Source organism: Kaistia sp. SLG-1, assembly GCF_059699055.1.
Genome location: NZ_AP048544.1, coordinates 3,775,963 through 3,795,337, shown reverse-complemented (window position 1 = coordinate 3,795,337; position 19,375 = coordinate 3,775,963). Strand labels below are relative to the sequence as shown.

At 66.5% G+C, this 19,375-nt stretch carries 17 protein-coding genes and 1 pseudogene; 15 read left to right on the top strand and 3 right to left on the bottom strand.

All coding sequences use genetic code 11. From position 1 onward, the window contains the following. Positions 1-15: 15 nt before the first annotated feature. A complete protein-coding gene (gene tam / locus AC6HZP_RS17390; protein ID WP_201404514.1) occupies positions 16-786 on the top strand; it encodes a trans-aconitate 2-methyltransferase in 771 nt (256 codons plus the stop codon). 112 nt (positions 787-898) lie between these two features. On the opposite strand, the gene AC6HZP_RS17385 is transcribed toward tam, so the two are convergent. Continuing rightward, entirely contained in the window at positions 899-1,192 is a 294-nt protein-coding gene (locus tag AC6HZP_RS17385; RefSeq protein WP_497523848.1) for a hypothetical protein, read from the bottom strand. Between the two features lie 111 nt (positions 1,193-1,303). Further along, positions 1,304-2,248 (bottom strand): hydrogen peroxide-inducible genes activator, encoded by a 945-nt coding sequence (locus AC6HZP_RS17380; RefSeq protein WP_497523847.1) that lies wholly within the window; start codon positions 2,246-2,248, stop codon positions 1,304-1,306. 155 nt (positions 2,249-2,403) lie between these two features. Here AC6HZP_RS17380 and AC6HZP_RS17375 point away from each other — a divergent pair, with 155 nt between their 5' ends. The 13 genes and pseudogenes from AC6HZP_RS17375 (at position 2,404) to AC6HZP_RS17315 (ending at position 17,383) form a co-directional block, all read left to right on the top strand. Further along, the gene (locus AC6HZP_RS17375; protein WP_497523846.1) at positions 2,404-3,864 is read left to right on the top strand and encodes a catalase; all 1,461 of its coding nucleotides are present in this window, start codon (positions 2,404-2,406) and stop codon (positions 3,862-3,864) included. 231 nt (positions 3,865-4,095) lie between these two features. Continuing rightward, positions 4,096-4,767 (top strand): B3/B4 domain-containing protein, encoded by a 672-nt coding sequence (locus AC6HZP_RS17370; RefSeq protein ID WP_497523845.1) that lies wholly within the window; start codon positions 4,096-4,098, stop codon positions 4,765-4,767. Between the two features lie 93 nt (positions 4,768-4,860). Further along, positions 4,861-5,865: an ArsR/SmtB family transcription factor gene (locus AC6HZP_RS17365; protein ID WP_497523844.1), complete on the top strand. Its 1,005-nt coding sequence runs from the start codon at positions 4,861-4,863 to the stop codon at positions 5,863-5,865. After that, positions 5,865-6,797, top strand: coding sequence for a methylenetetrahydrofolate reductase [NAD(P)H] (metF, locus tag AC6HZP_RS17360; protein WP_497523843.1), 933 nt, complete (start codon positions 5,865-5,867; stop codon positions 6,795-6,797). Before AC6HZP_RS17365 ends, metF begins: the two co-directional genes overlap by 1 nt. Before the next feature lie 63 nt (positions 6,798-6,860). Continuing rightward, positions 6,861-7,106, top strand: coding sequence for a type II toxin-antitoxin system Phd/YefM family antitoxin (locus tag AC6HZP_RS17355; protein ID WP_201400349.1), 246 nt, complete (start codon positions 6,861-6,863; stop codon positions 7,104-7,106). Beyond that, positions 7,099-7,533 carry a type II toxin-antitoxin system VapC family toxin gene (locus AC6HZP_RS17350; RefSeq protein WP_497523842.1) on the top strand — a complete coding sequence of 145 codons (435 nt, stop codon included), beginning with the start codon at positions 7,099-7,101 and terminating at the stop codon, positions 7,531-7,533. The genes AC6HZP_RS17355 and AC6HZP_RS17350 overlap by 8 nt, the downstream gene beginning before the upstream one ends. Positions 7,534-7,543: 10 nt before the next feature. Continuing rightward, positions 7,544-11,283, top strand: a pseudogene (gene metH, locus AC6HZP_RS17345) (methionine synthase). 145 nt (positions 11,284-11,428) lie between these two features. Beyond that, positions 11,429-12,148 carry an AzlC family ABC transporter permease gene (locus AC6HZP_RS17340; RefSeq protein WP_497523841.1) on the top strand — a complete coding sequence of 240 codons (720 nt, stop codon included), beginning with the start codon at positions 11,429-11,431 and terminating at the stop codon, positions 12,146-12,148. After that, complete coding sequence (locus AC6HZP_RS17335) at positions 12,138-12,458, top strand: AzlD family protein (RefSeq protein ID WP_201400346.1); 321 nt, start codon at positions 12,138-12,140, stop codon at positions 12,456-12,458. The genes AC6HZP_RS17340 and AC6HZP_RS17335 overlap by 11 nt, the downstream gene beginning before the upstream one ends. A 720-nt stretch (positions 12,459-13,178) precedes the next feature. Continuing rightward, positions 13,179-14,237: a DUF2336 domain-containing protein gene (locus AC6HZP_RS17330; RefSeq protein ID WP_497523840.1), complete on the top strand. Its 1,059-nt coding sequence runs from the start codon at positions 13,179-13,181 to the stop codon at positions 14,235-14,237. A 100-nt stretch (positions 14,238-14,337) separates the two neighbouring features. After that, entirely contained in the window at positions 14,338-15,558 is a 1,221-nt protein-coding gene (locus tag AC6HZP_RS17325; RefSeq protein ID WP_497523839.1) for an alanine racemase, read from the top strand. 97 nt (positions 15,559-15,655) lie between these two features. After that, complete coding sequence (locus AC6HZP_RS17320) at positions 15,656-16,594, top strand: extensin-like domain-containing protein (RefSeq protein WP_497523838.1); 939 nt, start codon at positions 15,656-15,658, stop codon at positions 16,592-16,594. Positions 16,595-16,687: 93 nt separating this feature from the next. After that, positions 16,688-17,383: a hemerythrin domain-containing protein gene (locus AC6HZP_RS17315; RefSeq protein WP_497523837.1), complete on the top strand. Its 696-nt coding sequence runs from the start codon at positions 16,688-16,690 to the stop codon at positions 17,381-17,383. Positions 17,384-17,650: 267 nt separating this feature from the next. On the opposite strand, the gene AC6HZP_RS17310 is transcribed toward AC6HZP_RS17315, so the two are convergent. Beyond that, complete coding sequence (locus AC6HZP_RS17310) at positions 17,651-18,001, bottom strand: winged helix-turn-helix transcriptional regulator (RefSeq protein WP_201400341.1); 351 nt, start codon at positions 17,999-18,001, stop codon at positions 17,651-17,653. A 127-nt stretch (positions 18,002-18,128) separates the two neighbouring features. On the opposite strand from AC6HZP_RS17310, the gene AC6HZP_RS17305 reads away from it, so the two are divergent. Continuing rightward, complete coding sequence (locus AC6HZP_RS17305) at positions 18,129-19,136, top strand: zinc-binding alcohol dehydrogenase family protein (RefSeq protein ID WP_497523836.1); 1,008 nt, start codon at positions 18,129-18,131, stop codon at positions 19,134-19,136. Positions 19,137-19,375: the final 239 nt, after the last annotated feature.

The window sequence follows — 19,375 nt, the reverse complement described above, 5'->3', positions numbered from 1 at the left end:
GTGCAGATGAACCAGCTGGCGTGGTCGGCGAGCCAATATGTGAAGTTCGAGGACGAGCGCACGCGCCCCGCGCGCGATCTGCTGGCGCAGGTGCCGCTGGCCAGCGCCCAGTCGATCGTCGATCTCGGTTGCGGCCCCGGCAATTCCACCGAGCTTCTGGCCGAGCGCTATCCGGACGCCGAGATCCTCGGCGTCGATTCCGCGCCCGACATGCTGGATGCCGCCCGCGAGCGCCTGCCCGAGCGGCAGTTCCTCGAGGTCGATGTCGCCACCTGGGCGCCGCCCGAGCCGGTCGATCTCCTGTTCGCCAACGCGCTGTTCCAGTGGATCCCCGACCACATCACCGTGTTGCGGCGCCTGATGGACAGCCTCCGCCCCGGTGGCGTGCTGGCCGTGCAGATGCCGGACAATCTCGGCGAGCCCACGCATATGCTGATGGAGGAGGTGGCGCATGCCGGCCCCTGGGCCAGCGCCTTCGCCAATCGCAGCAGCCGGCGGCAGCTGCTGCCGTCGCCGACGGAGTATTTCGACGCGCTCGGGCCGAAATCGGCGAAGCTCGAGGTCTGGCACACGATCTACAACCACCCGCTCGCCGACGCCTCGGCGATCGTCGAATGGGTCAAGGGCACCGGCCTCCGGCGCTATCTCGAGGTGGTCGAGCCGGATCTGCGCGAGGCGTTCCTCGAGGCCTATTCCGAGCGCGTCGCCGCGCTCTATCCGCCGCTCGCCGACGGCCGCGTGCTGCTGCGCTTCCCGCGCCTCTTCGCGGTCGCCGTCCGGGCCTAGAGCGTTTTCGAGCGAAGTGGATCCCGGTTCGCGTGAAGAAAACGCGACCAAACAAATAGCTAGCCGACGACGGGGCCGACGGACGATGGGCGGCAGCCCTTCGTCCGCGTCCCTACTTGACCGTGCAGACGCCGTTGGCGCCGTGCTTGCCGGTGTAGGAGACGTCAGGCGAGCCGTCCGGACGGATGGTCAGCGAGATCGTCACGCCGCCGCCCTTGGCCTCGAAGTAATTGTCGTTGAACTTCTTCAGCTTGGCTTCCTTGCCGTTGATGTAGATCGGGCCGCCCTCGTCGGCGTGGACCTCGATCTTCCCGGGGCAGGTGGCGTTGACGAGCGGGATGGCGGCTTGGGCCTGGCCGGCGAAGGCGAGCGTCAGGCTCGCGGCGGCAAGGAGGCTGTATTTCATCGCGATCTCCGGGGAGCGGTTGGCGGGAAGTGCCTACCGTAAGGGAGGCGCCGCTCGGCCGCTAGTGGATCGGCGCAAATGCAACCTCTCCGTTCCAGCCCTCCAGGCGGCTCAGCTCGCCGCCGGTTCCAGCCGGCGCGCCGGCAGGGGAGCCTTCGGGGCCTCGTCGGCGCCCGCCGCCGTCACCAGCAGGCGGCCGAGCGCCTCGAAATCGGCGCGGCGGGGCGAGGAGCGCCGCCAGACGAGGCCGATCTCGCGCTCCGGCTCCGGCGTGCTGAAGCGGGCAAGCGCGATGCGCTCGTCGCGCGCCTCGATCGCGACGCACATCTCCGGCAGCAGCGTCACGCCATAGCCGTTCGCTACCATCTGCATGATGGTCGAGAGGCTCGCCGCGCCGAAGCCGCTCATCTTCTCGGAACGCGGAATCCGGCAATAGGTCAGCGCCTGGTCGCGCAGGCAATGGCCTTCCTCCAGCAGCAGCAGCCGATCCGGCGGGATCTGGTCGGGACTGGCAAAGGCGGCGGTGTCGGCCGTCGCATCCGCCTTTGTCGCCAGCAGGAAGCGATCGACGAAGAGCGGCAGGCTCTCGAAGCCGGCGTCGCGCGCCGGCAGCGCCATCAGCACGACGTCGAGCTTGCCCTGCGCCAGTTCGTCGACGAGGGCGGCGGTCTGCGTCTCGCGGAGATGCAGCTCGAGCTTCGGATAGGTGCTCTGAACCAGCGGCAGCGCCTTCGGCAGCAGGTAGGGCGCGATCGAGGGGATGACGCCGAGCCGCAGCGGACCCGTCAGCGCGTCGCCGCCATGCAGCGCATAGTCGGTCAGGTCGCGGACCTCGCCGAGGATGCGGACGGCGCGGCGGGCGATCTCCTCACCCTTGGGCGTGATGGTGATCCGCCGGGACCCGCGCTCGATCAGCGCGACGCCGAGCGTCGCCTCCAGATCCTGGATCTGCTGCGAGAGCGCCGGCTGCGTCACGGCGCATTCATCCGCCGCCCGTCCGAAGTGCAAATGGCGCGTCACCGCCTCGAAATAACGCAGCTGCCGAAGGGTGATCACGGCTTTTTCCGCTTGGAATTGATCTGAATCATGGTCGATAAGTTATTCTTATCGTTGGTGGCAATCAATATGATTGGAACTGATCTAAACGCGTGGCATCTTAGCGCCATGTCGAAGGCGGCTCGGACGTCGCCGAAACGAACCTGGAGGGCGCCATGACTGACAAACTCACGACGACGGCCGGCGCGCCGATCGCGGATAACCAGAATTCCCTGACGGCCGGCGAGCGCGGTCCGGTTCTGCTGCAGGATTGGCAGCTGGTCGAGAAGCTCGCCCACCAGAATCGCGAGCGCATTCCCGAGCGCGTCGTCCACGCCAAGGGCTGGGGCGCCTATGGCACGCTGACCGTTACCGGCGACATCTCGCAATACACCAAGGCCAAGGCGCTGCAGCCGGGCGCCACGACGCCGATGATCGCCCGCTTCTCGACGGTCGCCGGCGAGCTCGGCGCGGCCGACGCCGAGCGCGACGTGCGCGGCTTCGCGCTCAAGTTCTACACGGAAGACGGCAATTGGGACCTCGTCGGCAACAACACGCCGGTGTTCTTCGTCCGCGATCCGCTGAAGTTCCCGGACTTCATCCATACGCAGAAGCGCCATCCGAAGACCAACCTGCGCTCGCCGACGGCGATGTGGGATTTCTGGTCGCTGTCGCCCGAGAGCCTGCACCAGGTCACCACCCTGTTCTCCGATCGCGGCCTGCCGACCTCGGTCCGCAAGATGAACGGCTACGGCTCGCACACCTATTCGTTCATCAACGCCGCGAACGAGCGCTTCTGGGTCAAGTTCCACTTCAAGACCCTGCAGGGCCATGAGCACTGGACCAACGCGGAAGCCGCTGATGTCGTCGGCAAGACCCGTGAATCGACGCAGGAAGACCTCTTCGGCGCGATCGAGCGGGGCGATTTCCCGAAGTGGAAGGTGCAGGTCCAGGTGATGCCGGAGACGGACGCCGAGAAGACCTGGTACAACCCGTTCGACCTGACCAAGGTGTGGCCGCACGGCGATTATCCGCCGATCGACGTCGGTATCCTCGAGCTGAATCGCAATCCGGAAAACTACTTCGCCGAGATCGAGCAGGTCGCCTTCTCGCCGTCGAACATCGTCCCGGGCATCGGCTTCTCGCCCGACAAGATGCTGCAGGCGCGCATCTTCTCCTATGCCGACGCGCACCGTTACCGCCTCGGTACGCATTACGAGGCGCTGCCGGTCAATGCGCCGAAGGTGCCGGTGCACAACTACCACAAGGACGGAGCCATGCGCTTCTTCCCGCCGGCGACCAACAACGACGCTTACTACGAGCCGAATTCGTTCAATGGCCCGAAGGAAACGCCGGCTGTCGCCGAGCCGCCGCTGAAGATCTCCGGCGATGCGGAACGCTACAATCACCGCGTCGGCAATGACGACTACAGGCAGCCGGGCGATCTGTTCCGCCTGTTCAATGCCGAGCAGAAGGACCGCCTGTTCAGCAACCTCGCCGCCGCTATGCAGGGCGTGCCGGTCGAGATCATCAATCGCCAGCTGGTGCACTTCTACCGCGCCGATCCGGAATACGGCATCGGCGTCGCCACCAAGCTCGGCCTGCCGACCGAAGGCCTCGCCGCCGCGGCGGAGTAGGCTTCGGCTGCTCAACGTGAATTATGAAAGGCGGCGCCCCAGGCGCCGCCTTTTTTCTTGTCCGTTTCCTTGTCCGGCCCGAACGCGCAAGCGGATGCCTTTCACGCCGCTCTGGCATCGGGCAGAGAGGGCCAACCTTCTGGCAGGATCTTCGCATGCAGCTCGACATCTCCGAACTCGTCGCCGCCTTTTCCGGATTTTCGCGTTGCCGCCGTCGTCGCGGAGGATCTAGTGATCCGTTCCGAACGCCCGGCCGAGCTCGCGGCGCTGATCGAGGCGCGCGAGGCGGAGACGCGCCGGCGTTGGGGCGGCACCGAACTTTCGGAGATACCGGGCGTCGCCGCCTGGCGCCGGGCCTATCGCGCCTTCGGCATCAAGAAGACAAGCTATCGCTCCTCGGTCGAGCGCCTCGTCAAGAACGGGCTGGCCGAGGGGCCGCTGCCCGTCATCAACAGCTTTGTCGATGCCTATAACGCCGTGTCCCTCACGCATGTGCTGCCGCTCGGCGCCGACGATCTCGACCGCGTCACCGGCGATCTCGCCTTCCGCTATGCGCGGCCGGGCGACAGCTTCCTCGACATGGCGGGCGGCGAGGACGGCGGCGCCGGGCCTGTGGAGGACCCGCCGAAGGAAGGCGAGGTGGTCTATGCCGATGCCTCGAAAGTGCTGTGCCGGCGCTGGAACTGGCGCCAGGACGGCCGCTCGCTGGTGACGCCGGAAAGCCGCCGCGCCATCGTCACGCTGCAGGCGAATGGCGAGGGCGATCTCGACGCGGCGATCGCCGATCTCCTGCAGCTGGTCCAGCGCTTCTCCGGCGGCGTCGCGCGCGTCGCGATCGCCGATCGGGACAGGCCGGTGGTCACGATCGCCGAGCGGAACGCGCCGGCGGTCACGATCGCCTGACAAGCCTCTTTACAGATATAAAGATATCTTTATATCTAGTCCAATCTCGGTGGTGGCGATGTCGCGCCGCGCGACGAGGCTGGAGCTTTCACCATGGCGGGCCAGGCGGCTCTTTCGACGGATGCGATCATCACGGCGCTGAAGGCGGCCGGCGAGGCGACGCGCTATCGGATCCTGGCGCTGCTCTCCGCCGGCGAGCTCTCCGTCAAGGATTTGACCGCCATCCTCGGCCAGTCGCAGCCGCGCATCTCGCGCCATCTGAAGCTTCTAACCGAGGCCGGGCTGATCGAGCGCCATCCGGAAGGCGCGTGGGTCTATTACCGGATTTCCGAATCGCCGGCCGAAAGGCGACTGGTGCAGGATCTGGTCGCGCTCGCGACGGCGGATGACAGCTCGCTCGCCCGCGATCGCGAATGGCTGGCCGGCGTCAAGCGCGAGCACGCCCAGCTGGCGGCCCGCTATTTCACCGAGAACGCGGCCGACTGGGACACCATCCGCTCGCTGCATGTGCCCGACGCCGCCGTCGAGGCCGCGATGCTGAAGATCATCGGCACCCGGCCGATCGGCTCGTTCCTCGATATCGGCACCGGCACCGGTCGGATGCTCGAACTGTTCGCGCCGATTTATCAGCGCGCGGTCGGCATCGACGCGTCGACGGCGATGCTCGCGGTGGCGCGCGCCAATCTCGACAAGGCCGGCATCGCGCATGCGCAGATCCGCCATGGCGACATCATGAAGCTGCCGATGCCGCGCGACAGTTTTGATCTCGTGGCCATCCACCAGGTGCTGCACTATCTCGACGATCCCGCGGTGGCGCTTGCCGAGGCCGCGCGCGTGCTGCGCCCGGATGGGCGGCTGCTGGTGGTCGATTTCGCACCGCACAGCCTCGAATTCCTGCGCGAGCGCCATGCGCATCGCCGGCTCGGCTTCTCGCATGAGACGATGCGCGGCTGGATCGACCAGGCGGGCCTCGTGCTCGAAGCGGCGACCGACCTGGCGGCGAAGTCGGCGGAAGAACAATTGACCGTAACGCTCTGGCTGGCGCGCGATCCGCGCTTCATCGTCGCCGGGGCAACCAAGGGGCTGGAGACCGCGTGATGCGTGAGACGATCGATCGGGCGAGCCGCAACGGGGCCGGGGCCTCCGGGCTCAAGGTGTCGTTCGAGTTCTTCCCGCCCAAGACGGAAGCGATGGAGCAGACCTTGTGGTCGTCGATCGAGCGGCTGGCGCCGCTCTCGCCGTCCTTCGTCTCGGTCACCTATGGCGCCGGCGGCTCGACCCGCGAGCGCACCCACGCCACCGTCTCGCGCATCCTGACCGAGACGGCGCTGAAGCCGGCGGCGCATCTGACCTGCGTCGGCGCCAGCAAGGCGGAGATCGACGCCGTCGTCGATGCTTATGCCGCGACGGGCGTGCGCCACATCGTCGGCCTGCGCGGCGACCCGGTCGAGGGCATCGGCGCCGTCTACCAGCCGCATCCGGAAGGCTATGCGCAGGCGTCCGATCTCGTCAGCGCCATCCGCACCCGTCACCCGGAGATCGAGGTGTCGGTCTCGGCCTATGCCGAGCGGCATCCGGAGAGCCGCGACTGGCAGACGGAGATCGACAATCTGAAGCGCAAGGTCGATGCCGGCGCGACGCGCGCCATCACCCAGTTCTTCTTCGACAACGACCTCTATTCGGCCTTCCTCGACCGCGTCGCCGCGGCGGGCATCGATATCCCGATCGTGCCGGGCATCGTGCCGGTGCAGAATTTCACCCAGACGGCGAAATTCGCCGAGAAGGCCGGCGCCAGCATTCCCGCCTGGTTCGCTGCCCGCTTTGACGGGCTGGAGGACGATGCGTCGACGCGGCAGCTGGTCGCGGCCGCCGTCTGCGCCGAACAGGTGCTCGACCTGGTCGACCGGGGCGTCAACGAGTTCCATTTCTACACGATGAACCGCGCCGACCTCGTCTACGCCATCTGCCACCTGCTCGGCATGCGGCCGGTGGCGGTGGAGGGGAGCGAAGTGAAGGTAGCTGTCGCTTAAGACTGCAAATTCTGGTCGGAACGACTATATTTATGGTCGGTTTGACCGGAGGGAGCGAAGCCGATGGCGTCATGGCAGGTGCAGGAGGCGAAGACGAAGCTGAGCGAGGTCATTGATCGCGCCATCAGCGAGGGACCGCAGACGATAACGCGCCATGGCAAGGCGCGCGCCGTCGTGGTCTCGATCGACGAATATGAGGCGCTGGCGAAGAAGCGGCGGAATTTCGTCGACTTCCTGCTGGATGGCCCGAGATTTGACATCGATGTCGAGCGGTCGAAGGAGCTTCCGCGAGATATCGATCTTGAGTGAGGCCGGGTTTCTGCTCGACACCAATGTCGTATCCGAGGCCAGGCGGCCTCGGCCGGATGGCAACGTATTGAGCTTTCTCGTTTCGATACGGGAGCGGCATGTCTGCCTGAGCGTGCTGACACTTGGAGAGTTGCGAAAGGGCGCCGAAGCGCGACGTCGGACGGATGTCCGCGCGGCGGATAGCTTGGACGAATGGATCGCGGAGATCGCGGAAGTCTATGCTGATCGGCTGCTTGTCGTTGATGAAGCGGTCGCCGATGTCTGGGGCAGGCTTAGCGCGATACGGCCGCGCCCGATCGTCGACACGCTGATCGCGGCGACGGCCTTGGCGCATGGAATGACTTTGGTGACGCGAAACGTCGCCGACATGAACGATACGGGCGTGGCGCTCATCAATCCCTGGGCGCCGACGCGAGAACAGGAATGAGGTGATGCCAATGCGCACGAACCAGGACAGGCGACTTGCCGATCTGAAGCGGGCCGCTTCCGAGCGCATCCTCGTGCTCGATGGCGCCATGGGCACGATGATCCAGCGGCTGAAGCTCTCCGAGGCCGATTTTCGCGGCGAGCGCTTCAAGGACTGGCACCGCGACCTGAAGGGCAACAACGACCTGCTCGTCATCACGAAGCCGGACGCGATCGAGGCGATCCACCGCCAGTATTTCGAGGCCGGCGCCGACATTGTCGAGACCAACACCTTCTCGTCGACGACGATCGCCCAGGCCGATTACGGCATGGAGGAACTCGCCTACGAGCTCAACCTCGAAGGCGCGCGGGTAGCCAAGCGCGCCGCCGACACGGTGGCCGCCGCGACCGGCCGGCCGCGCTTCGTCGCCGGCGCGATCGGGCCGACCAACCGCACCGCCTCGATCTCGCCCGACGTCAACAATCCCGGTTTTCGCGCGGTCACCTTCGACGAGCTCCGCGACGCCTATGCCGACGCCACGCGCGGCCTGATCGACGGCGGCGCCGATCTCATCCTGATCGAGACGATCTTCGACACGCTGAACGCCAAGGCGGCGGTCGCCGCCGTCGAGGACGTGTTCGACGAGAAGGGCGTCGTTCTGCCGGTGATGATCTCCGGCACGATCACCGATCTCTCCGGCCGCACCTTGTCCGGCCAGACGCCGACGGCGTTCTGGTATTCGCTGCGCCATGCGCGGCCGTTCTCGATCGGCCTGAACTGCGCCCTCGGCGCCAGCGAGATGCGCGCCCATATCGACGAGATTGCCCGCATCGCCGACACGCTGGTCTGCGCCTATCCGAATGCCGGTCTGCCGAACGAATTCGGCGAATATGACGAGAGCCCAGAGGCGATGGCCGTGCTGGTCGGCGAGTTCGCCAAGTCCGGCCTCGTCAATGTCGTCGGCGGCTGCTGCGGCACGACGCCGGACCATATCCAGGCGATCGCCGAGGCGATTCAAGGCGTTGCGCCGCGAGCCATCCCGGCCGTCACCCCCAAAATGCGCCTTTCCGGCCTCGAACCGTTTGAGCTCGCTTCATGACTAGCGCGACCGCCATCTTCGTCAATATCGGCGAGCGGACCAACGTCACCGGCTCCGCGAAGTTTCGCAAGCTGATCACGGCCGGCGATTATTCGGCGGCGCTCGACGTCGCGCGCGAGCAGGTCAACAACGGCGCGCAGGTCCTCGACGTCAACATGGACGAGGGCCTGCTCGATTCCGAAAACGCCATGGTCACCTTCCTGAACCTTTTGGCGGCGGAGCCCGACATCGCCCGGGTTCCGGTGATGATCGATTCATCGAAATGGTCGGTGATCGAGGCGGGCCTGAAATGCGTCCAGGGCAAGCCGATCGTCAATTCGATCTCCATGAAGGAGGGCGAGGACCAGTTCCGCGAGCACGCCAAGAAGCTCCGCCGTTATGGCGCGGCCGTGGTCGTGATGGCCTTCGACGAGAAGGGCCAGGCCGATACGTTCGAGCGCAAGACGGAGATCTGCGCGCGCGCTTACAAGATCCTCGTCGAGGAGATCGGCTATCCGCCTGAGGACATCATCTTCGATCCGAACGTTTTCGCCATTGCGACCGGCATCGAGGAGCACAACAACTACGGCGTCGACTTCATCGAGGCGACGCGCTGGATCCGCCAGAACCTGCCGCACGCGCATATTTCGGGCGGCATCTCGAACCTGTCGTTCTCGTTCCGCGGCAACGAGACGGTGCGCGCGGCGATGCACTCGGTGTTTCTCTACTATGCCATCGCCGCCGGCATGGACATGGGCATCGTCAATGCCGGCGCGCTGCCGGTCTATGACGATATCGACCCGGAACTGCGTGATCTCTGCGAGGACGTCATCCTCAACCGCCGCGCCGACGGCACCGAGCGCCTGCTCGAGATCGCCGAGCGGTTCAAGGGCGGCGCCAGCACCAAGAAGGAAGCCGATCTCACCTGGCGCGAATGGCCGGTCGAGAAGCGGCTGGAGCATGCGCTGGTCTCGGGCCTGACGGATTTCATCGAGCTCGACACCGAGGAGGCGCGTGCCAAGTCGACGCGGCCGCTCGACGTCATCGAGGGGCCGCTGATGGCCGGCATGAACGTCGTCGGCGACCTGTTCGGCGCCGGCAAGATGTTCCTGCCGCAGGTGGTGAAATCCGCCCGCGTCATGAAGCAGGCGGTCGCCTATCTGATGCCGTTCATGGAGGAGGAGAAGCGCTTGCTCGGCACGACCGGCTCGTCCTCCGCCGGCAAGATCCTGCTCGCCACCGTCAAGGGCGACGTGCATGACATCGGCAAGAACATCGTCGGCGTCGTGCTCCAGTGCAACAATTTCGAGGTGATCGACCTCGGCGTCATGGTGCCGGCCGCCAAGATCCTGGCGACCGCGAAGGCCGAGAATGTCGACATCATCGGCCTCTCCGGCCTGATCACGCCGTCGCTCGACGAAATGTGTCATGTCGCGGCCGAGATGGAGCGCGAGGGCTTCCACGTGCCGCTGCTGATCGGCGGCGCCACGACGTCGAAGGTGCATACGGCCGTCAAGATCCACCCGAACTACGCCAAGGGCCAGGCGGTCTACGTGCTCGACGCGAGCCGCGCCGTCGGCGTGGCCTCGAGTCTGCTCGGCCGCGACAAGGCGAACTATGTCGCCGACGTCCAGGCCGACTATGTCCGGATCGCCGACGCGCATGCCCGTGCGCAGGAGAACAAGCGCCGCATCACGCTCGCCGACGCGCGCGCCGATGGGCTGAAGCTCGACTGGTCGAGCTACCGGCCGACGCGGCCGAGTTTCCTCGGCACCAAGGTGTTCAAGGATTATCCGATCGCCGAGCTGGTGCCCTATATCGACTGGACGCCGTTCTTCGCGACCTGGGAGATCAAGGGCACCTATCCGCTGCTGCTCGAGGACGAGAAGGTCGGCGAGGTGGCCCGGTCGCTGTTCCGCGACGCGCAGGCGATGCTGAAGCAGATGGTCGAGGAGAAGTGGATCTCGGCCAATGCCGTGATCGGCTTCTGGCCGGCCAACGCCGTCGGCGACGACATCGCGCTCTACGAGGACGAGGCGCGCGATACGGAGAAGGCGACGTTCTACACGCTGCGCCAGCAGATCGCCCGCTCGACCGACAAGCGCCGCCATGTCGCGCTCTCCGATTTCGTCGCGCCGAAGGAGACCGGGATCGGCGACTATGTCGGCGGCTTCGCGGTGACGACGGGCATCGGCGAAGAGGCGGTCGCCGAGCGCTTCAACCGCTCGAACGACGACTATTCGAAGATCCTGAGCCAGGCGCTCACCGATCGTCTCGCCGAAGCCTTCGCCGAGCGGATGCACCAGCGCGTGCGCCAGGAATTCTGGGGCTATGCCGGCGACGAGACGCTGTCGAACGAAGAGCTGATCCGCGAGACCTATGCCGGCATCCGCCCGGCGCCGGGCTATCCGGCGCAGCCCGACCACACCGAGAAGCGGACCCTGTTCGACCTGCTCGACGCCGAGAACGAGGCCGGCATCAAGCTGACCGAGAGCTTCGCCATGTGGCCGGGCTCTTCCGTGTCGGGGCTCTATATCGGCCATCCCGAAAGCTATTATTTCGGCGTCGGCCGGATCGAAGCCGATCAGGTCGCCGACTACGCCGCCCGCAAGGGCTGGGATATCCGCGAGGCCGAGCGCTGGCTCGCCCCGGTCTTGAACTACGACCCGATCCGGGCGGAGGCGGCGGAGTAGGGCGGCAGGCGAGACTACTTGGCGCGACCACCTGGCGAGACGCCGGTCCCCTGGACCGGCGCGGGGCTCTGGCCCCAGGCGGCGGAATCCGCTAGGGAGTCCGTTTCCTCCTTCGCTGCGACGTCGCGCGCCAGAAAAAGTCTCCATGTCGGCAACATTCACCGCCACCGGGCTTCGCCGGGGCTTCATTGACGGATTGGCCCTGCTTCCGGGCATGATCGCCTTCGGCATCGTGTTCGGCGTGCTCGCCGGCCAGGTCGGCATCTCGGTCCTCGGCGCCGCCTCGATGAGCCTTTTCGTCTATGCCGGCACCGCGCAGCTGCTCGCCCTGCATGCCTGGGGTGCGCCGGACCTGCTCTTCGCGGTGCTCGTCGCCGTGGTCGCGATGAACGCCCGCTATGTGCTGTTCGGCGCCGCGATGCAGCCCTGGATGCGCGGGCTGTCGCCCTGGATCGCCTATCCGTCGTTATTCCTGATGGTGGACGCCAACTGGGCGACGGCGATGCAGGAGCGCGATCTCGGCCGGCGCGACGTCGCCGTTTTCGTCGGCGTCGGCTTCGGCTGCATGATCGGCTGGATGGCCGGCACGGTCGCCGGCGCGGGATTCGGCCAGTTTCTCGGCGATACGCGGCGCCTCGGCCTCGATTTCTTCCTGCCGGCCTTCTTCCTGTCGCTCGCCTGCGGCTTCTGGAAGGGGAGGAGCGACCTGCTGCCGCTGATCCTCGGCGGCCTCGTGGCGATCCTGTTCGAGCGCTTCGTCGGCGGTTCGCTGCATGTGCTGGCGGGCGGCCTCGTCGGCAGCATCACCGCCGCCTTCCTGCCGCGCAAGGGCGCGAACGCGGAGGGATCGAAGCATGTCGCTTGATCCCAACACGACGGCTGGCTTCGCCGTCATCATCGGGCTCATGGCGGTCGCGTCCTATGTGACGCGGATCGCCGGCTTCTTCCTGATGCGCTTCGTGGTGGTGACGCCGCGCGTCGAGGCGTGGCTGAAGGCGCTGCCGCTTGCGATCATGGGCGCGATCCTCGGGCCGATCGTCGCGCATGGCGGCCCGGCCGAATATGCCGGTTTCGCGGCGACGATCGCCGTCTTCTACTGGCGGCGCAACGACATCCTGGCGGCGTTCGCGGGAATGGCGGTCGTCGCGGGCTGCCGGGCCGGATTCGGGATCTGAGCGGCGTCTGGCCAGTAATTCAGCAAGCGAGCCGACCCGTGCTTTCCCTTCACCTCTCCCTCAGGGAGAGGTGAAAGAAGGGTATCCCGCCTTATGGGCCCGGTTCTAAGGAGCCTGGGGTCTGCCTGAAGCGACGCCGCAGGGGATCCTCGCAGGTCCGGCCGACGCGCGGCGTCCAGGGCGGACGGCTTGCGAAGGCTGCACTGCTCTCCTTCCGGAAAAGATCCGGTCGGTTCTGCCAGATACGCTGTGGGAACGCGTGCTCCTAGAAGGCCGGCGGAGGAATCAGATCGCTCCGAATACGATAGCCGCGATGAACACAAAAGCGGCGCTGACGGCCAGCAGATGGAACGGTTTAGCGAGGCTCATGGACATCTCCCGGGTCTCTCTTCACGCCCAACTTCCACCGTAAATATTAACGTGATGAACAAATCCGGCAAGAGGCGATTTTGCGAGGAAGTCGTCGAAACTCGCGGAATCGCGCCATAATTTCGTTAAGCCGTAGAATAAACTCCCAAGTTGCGCCGCGATATGCCTCTGCCGCAGCGTCATTTTTCCGCTGCCTTACCGTCACAATCGTCAACGCCGGTTCATCCGGATGGGGGATCCCGGCGTGCTTTGGCGGGGCTTTAGTAACGTTCCGGAAACCGAGACCCTCAATCGTTTCTTATGGTTTCGCTGCGACCGTCCGGTCGATGACAACAAGGCCGGACGACCCGCATGGATGATCACCTGATCGAGCCGCACGCCGATGCGCCCCCGGGCCGCAAGGCCGAGCTGCTGGCATCGATCACGGACCTCTTCGGCAATGCCGGCAACACCGTGTCGCCACCGACGGCGGCGCTGTATGCCGAGATCGTGCTGGGCGTATTCGACGGCCTCGCGTCCGAGGAACGGCTGGAAGTCGCCGAGCGCATCGCCCTGTTGCCGAACGCTCCCGCAGCCGTGCTGAGCCACCTGGCCGGCGGCGCGATCGAGACGGCGGAACCGGTTCTGCGGCATTCGACCGCCTTCGACGACACGCTGCTGGTCACTTTGGCCGAGACGCTGCCGCGGGATCGCCTCGGCGCTATCGCCGGACGTCCCTGGGTCTCGGAAACGGTGTCGGACGCGCTGCTTGATCGCGGCGACCGGGCCATCCTGAAGCTTCTCGCCCGCAATCCCGGGGCGCGCTTCTCGCAGCACGGCCTGACGATCCTCGTCGAGGAGGCGGAGCAGACGCTGGCGGCGCGCCGCGCCGGCACCGGGCCGGCTCCGGAAGCGGGCGAGTGGGGCCAGCTTCTCGAATTTCCGGCGGATGCCGCGCTTGTCGCCCCCCGCCGCGCTCCGGCGTCCCAGAGCTCGGCCGAAGTGATCCCGCTGCCGGTCGCGTCGCGCCGGGCGGCGGGTGCGCCCGTGACGACGGATGCCTCGACCAGCCCCGTCGCCAGCGTGATCGCCACCGTCGCCTCCGGCGACCGCATGCTCGAAGTCGCCGGCCTGCTCGCCGCCTTCGCCGGCCTGCCCGTCGACATGGTGCGGCGGATGATCGCCAAGCCGGATACGATGCCGCTCGCCGTGCTCTGCAAGGCCGCCGGCGTCACGGTCGAGACCTTCGCCGCCATCGCCGCCATTCGCGGCCGCCGCCATGGGCAGGCGAGCGAGACCGTCGAGACGCTGGTGCGCGCCTATGAGGCGCTCGGCGACGAGGATGTCGAGCGCGCGCTGCGCTTCCTGCGCGCCCGCCACGGCACCGCCGTTCTCTCCGACCTCGCCGTGATGCAGAACCCGGCCAGCTGAGCCACGCGAAAACGGCTACTCCGTTCCGTGGGGGCAGGGTTTCCGGCCGGGCAGGGCGCTGATAGCCTCTCCCGCGCCATGGCCAGACGGGATGCGAACAATGGATCGCTTCGAGACCGCCCGCGACGCAGCCTACAAGCTTCGTCCGGACCAGCCGCTCTACTGCTTCCGCCCGAGCGTGCTGCGCGCCGATGCGCTGGCGTTCAAGCAAGCCTTTCCCGGCCGCATGGCCTATGCCGTCAAGACGAACGGCGAGCCGCTGGTGCTCAGGACCCTCGCCGAGGCGGGCGTCGACTGCTTCGACGTCGCCTCGCCGGCGGAATTTGCCGCCGCCCGCGCCGTCGCGCCGGATGCCGAGCTTCTCTACATGCATCCGGTCAAGGCGCAGTCGGACATCCGCCTGGCGCTCGAGACCTACGGCATCCGCGTCATCGCCGTCGATCATGAGGACGAGGTCGCCAAGATCGTCCGCGTCGTGCGGGCGCTCGATCTCGATCCGGAGGAGATCACGCTGTTCGTCCGCTTGGCGACGCGTGGACATGCCGCCTACGAACTCTCGAAGAAATTCGGCGCGGCGCCGGGGCATGCGGTCGAGCTGGTCGAGCGGATCGCCAAGCTCGGCTTCAAGGTCGGTCTCTGCTTCCATGTCGGCAGCCAGGTCGAGGATACCGGCACCTATGAGCGCGCGCTCGCCTCGGCCGCCTGGGTGCGATCGCGCGCCGGCGTCGAACTCGCGGCGCTCGACATCGGCGGCGGCTTTCCGGCCGCCTATGGCAGCGATCCCAAGCGCAAGCAGGTCGTCCGGCCCGAAACCGGCGCGCTGATCGCCGATATCGTGCGCGAGGCGGAGGAGTGGGTTTTTGGCGACGTGCCGCTGGTCGCCGAGCCCGGCCGGGTGATCGTCGCGCGCTGCCTCTCCGTCGTCGTCCGCGTGCTGCTGAAGAAGGGGCGGCGTCTCTACATCAATGACGGCATCTGGTCGTCGCTTTCGGATTCCTGGACCGGCAAGATCACGCTGCCCGCCCGCCATCTGCCGGATCCGGCCCGGCGCGCGCGCACCGTCGACGGCGACAATATCGTGCCGTTCCGCGTCTGCGGCGCCACCTGCGATTCCGTCGATATCCTGTCGCGGCCGTTCTACCTGCCGGAGAGCATCGGCATCGGCGACTGGATCGAGATCGGCCATATCGGCGCCTATTCGCTGTCGCTCCGGACCCGCTTCAACGGCTTCTATCCCGACAGCTTCGTCGAGGTGACGACGCCCTTCGAGGCGGCCGGCCCCGTCGAGGGTTTCGCGACCGTCGAGACGATGGGCGAATAGATATTCAACCGGCGCGGCGCTGTCGCAAAGTCCTGCAACGCCGCCGCGAAATCATGGTTGACCTTTCCTTAAGAGCTTCCGGCGCATTCTACGCGGCATGTACAGTTGCGTAGCGTTGCGTATCGCGTCTGTGCTCGCTCTTGTCTCGCTCTCTGGCTGCGCCCTGAACTTCCTCTCGGAGCAAAGGGAAAGCTGGAGGGACGCGACGGAGCGAGCCTGTTTCGCGCAGAAACTGGTGGTTCCCTCCTACTTCCAGCGCCCGGCGCGGGAAGTCGAGGGCAAGGGAACCTGCGGCATCGAGAAGCCGCTGAAGGTGAACGCCTTCGAACGCGGCATCGTCGCCGTCACCGGCGGCGACGTCCTGCTCGGCTGCATGATGACCCAGACGATGGAGCGCTGGATCCGCGAGGGCGTCCAGCCCGCGGCCCTGGCCCGCTTCGGCATGCCGGTCACCGAGATCCTGACCATGGGCACCTATGCCTGCCGGTCGCGCAACAACCGGCATGGCGAGAAGCTGTCCGAACACGCCTTCGCCAACGCCTTCGACGTCGCCGGCTTCCGCCTGGCCGATGGCCGAACCATCCGCGTCAAGACCGACTGGCGGCGCGGCGATCCGGCGAGCCAGGCTTTTCTGCGCGAGACGCTGATCTCGGCCTGCGGATACTTCACCACCGTGCTCGGGCCGGGCTCGAACCGCCTGCACGAGGATCACATCCACATCGACCTCGCCCGCCACAACGCCAGGGGCACATCGCGCTATTGCCGGCCGCAGCTCCAGCCGCCGGGACCGACGCCGCTCGATCCGAACGCCGGCATCCCGATGGCGACGCTGCTGCAGACGCCGCCGTCGGCGCCGGCGCCGGCCAACATGCAGCAGCGGACCTTCACCTATCGCTGGGACGACAATCTCGGCGCGCCGGACAGCCTCGCGCCCAATCCGGGCGAGCAGATCCTGCAGGGCCAGCCCCCTTCGCCGCCGCCGGCTTCCGGCCCCTATTCGCCGCCCGCCAGCATCCCGCTCTCCTACGCGCCCTAGGGCTGGGGAAAAGAACTCCGGCTGTGATTTGCATCACAGCCTTCCGTAGCGTCAGGTTGTATCCGGCATCCCGCTTGGGGTTTCGAGGAGACAATGATGACGACCGTTTACGTCAATGAGACGCGCTACAACCTCTACGCATCGATCCACAAGGGCCTGCGCCGCGCGCAGGGGCAGCTGATGACCCGTCTCGGCGCCGTCGATTCGAGCAGCGAGGCCGAGGTGGCCCAGTTGATCCAGGACCTCCGGCTGATGGTCGAGATGGGGCGCAAGCACCTCAAGCACGAGGACATCTACATCCACACCGAGATCGAGAAGCGCAGCCGCGGCGCGACGTCCCGCCTCGTCGACGACCATGATCACCACGAGCGCGATTTCGCCGAACTGCTGGCGCGGCTCGCGGACATCGAGGCGACGCCGGCGGACAAAAGGTCGCCGAAGCTGCGCGGGCTCTACCTGTTCTACACCGGTTTCCTCGCCGACGACTTCGAGCATATGATCGAGGAGGAGACGGAGACGCTTTCGCTGCTGCACCGGCTGTTCACCGACGGCGAGCTGGCGGCGATCGAAGGCAACATCGTCGGCTCCGTGGCGCCCGACATGATGATGGAATTCATCCGCATCATGATCCCGGCGATGAACCCGGCCGAGCGGCTCGGCATGCTGGGTGGCATGAAGGCGGCCATGCCGGTGGCGATATTCGCGGCGATCGTCGACATGGGCGTCAAGCCCGTCCTCGCCCCGGCCGACTGGCGGGCGCTGGAACAGGCCCTCGCCAAGGCGGCGTAGGGGCTGTCCCTTACCTCTTCCGGAGGAGAGGCGGACTGTAAATCCAAGCCTCAACCATCATCCTGAGGTGCCCGGCGAGGCCGGGCCTCGAAGGAGGGTCCAGGGAACGCCGGACAGCGGGCGTGCTTCGGCTGCAAACCGGAGCGCTCCGCTGGAGCCTCCTTCGAGGCTTCGCTTGCGCGAAGCACCTCAGGATGATGGCGGAGCACGGCCCCGGTCTCGGATCATGGACCGAAGGCGTTCGAAGGATCCGGGAGCAGGGCGCCATCACGCCGCGTCGCGTTCGCCCAGCTTTCTTTCCTGGTAGGCGATGCCCCAGTTGCGGAGCGCGACGATGATCGGCCGCAGCGTCTCGCCGAGCGGCGACAGGCGGTATTCGACGCGCGGCGGCACCTCGGCATAGACGGTGCGGATGACTAGCCCGTCGGCCTCCAGCTCGCGCAATTGCTTGGTCAGCACGCGTTGCGTCACGGCCGGCGCCAGGCGGCGCAGCTCGCTGAAACGCAGCGTGTTGTCGAGCAGATGGAACAGCGCCACGCCCTTCCACTTGCCGTCGATCAGCTCGAGCGTCGTCTCGACCGGGCACTTTTCAAAGTCGTTTCTCTTGTCCGCACCCATGGCCCGTCTCCAATAGTATCCATTCGGTCGCTATAGGCCTAAATTGTGCATTCTTGCGGTCGTGGTCAATATGCACGAAATGGCTCGATGTCGGCCGCACCTTGCGGTCCCCACTAGCGGAGCCATCATGCGCGCCATCGCCTTCACCCGATCCCTTCCCGCCAGCGACGAGAACGCCCTCGTCGACATCACGCTCGACACGCCGGAACCCGGCCCGCGCGATCTGCGCGTCAAGGTCGAGGCCGTCTCGGTCAATCCGGTCGATACCAAGGTCCGCCGCAATGCCGGCTCCGACACGCCGCGCGTGCTCGGCTATGACGCCGCCGGAACCGTCGACGCGGTCGGCGCCGAGGTGACCTTGTTCAAGCCGGGCGACCCGGTCTACTACGCCGGCGTGATCAACCGCCCCGGCACCAATGCGGAATATCACCTGGTCGACGAGCGCATCGTCGGTCGCATGCCGGCGACGCTCGATTTCGCCGAGGCCGCGGCGCTGCCGCTCACCACCATCACCGCCTATGAGCTGCTGTTCGACCGGATCGGCGCGCGGAAGGGCAAGGGTGCGGACACGCGGTCGCTGCTCGTCATCGGCGGCGCCGGCGGCGTCGGCTCGATGGCGATCCATCTCGCCCGCGCTCTGACCGACCTGACCGTCATCGCCACCGCCTCGCGGCCGGAGACGGTCGACTGGGTGAAGCGCCTCGGCGCGCATCATGTCGTCGATCACACGAAGCCGCTCGACGAGGAAGTGGCGCGGATCGGCATTCCGGCCGTCGACATCGTGCTGTCGCTGACCGACACGGCGCACCACCTGCCGGCGATCCAGAAGCTGGTCGCGGTTCAGGGCCATGTCGGCGTCATCGACGACACGCCGACGCTCGACGTCGTGCCGTTCAAGGGCAAGTCCGTCGGCATTCACTGGGAAATGATGTTCACCCGGCCGATCCACCAGACGCCGGACATGATCGAGCAGCACAGGCTGCTGAACGAGGTGGCCGGCCTCGTCGAGGCGGGCAAGATCCAAACCACACTCACCAACCGCGTCGGCCCGATCGACGCCGCGACGCTTCGCGCCGCGCACGAACTGGTCGAAGGCGGCCGCTCGATCGGCAAGACGGTGATCGCCGGCTGGTAGGGGGCTTCTTGAGGGCGGAGGCCCTCTTTCTTGAACCTCCCCCTTGAGGGGAGGTCGAAAACGCCCTTGCGTTTTCGGGAGGGGGTATAATTCGCGGAGCTTGCGGCAGGCCGGCGAAGAAACCCCTCCCCAAGACCGCCTGTCGGCGGTCTTGACCCTCCCTCAAGGGGAGGGTTCAAGGCGCCGGTTCCATTCTTGAACTACCGGCCAGACACTCAGGATGATGGGGAATGGTGCCT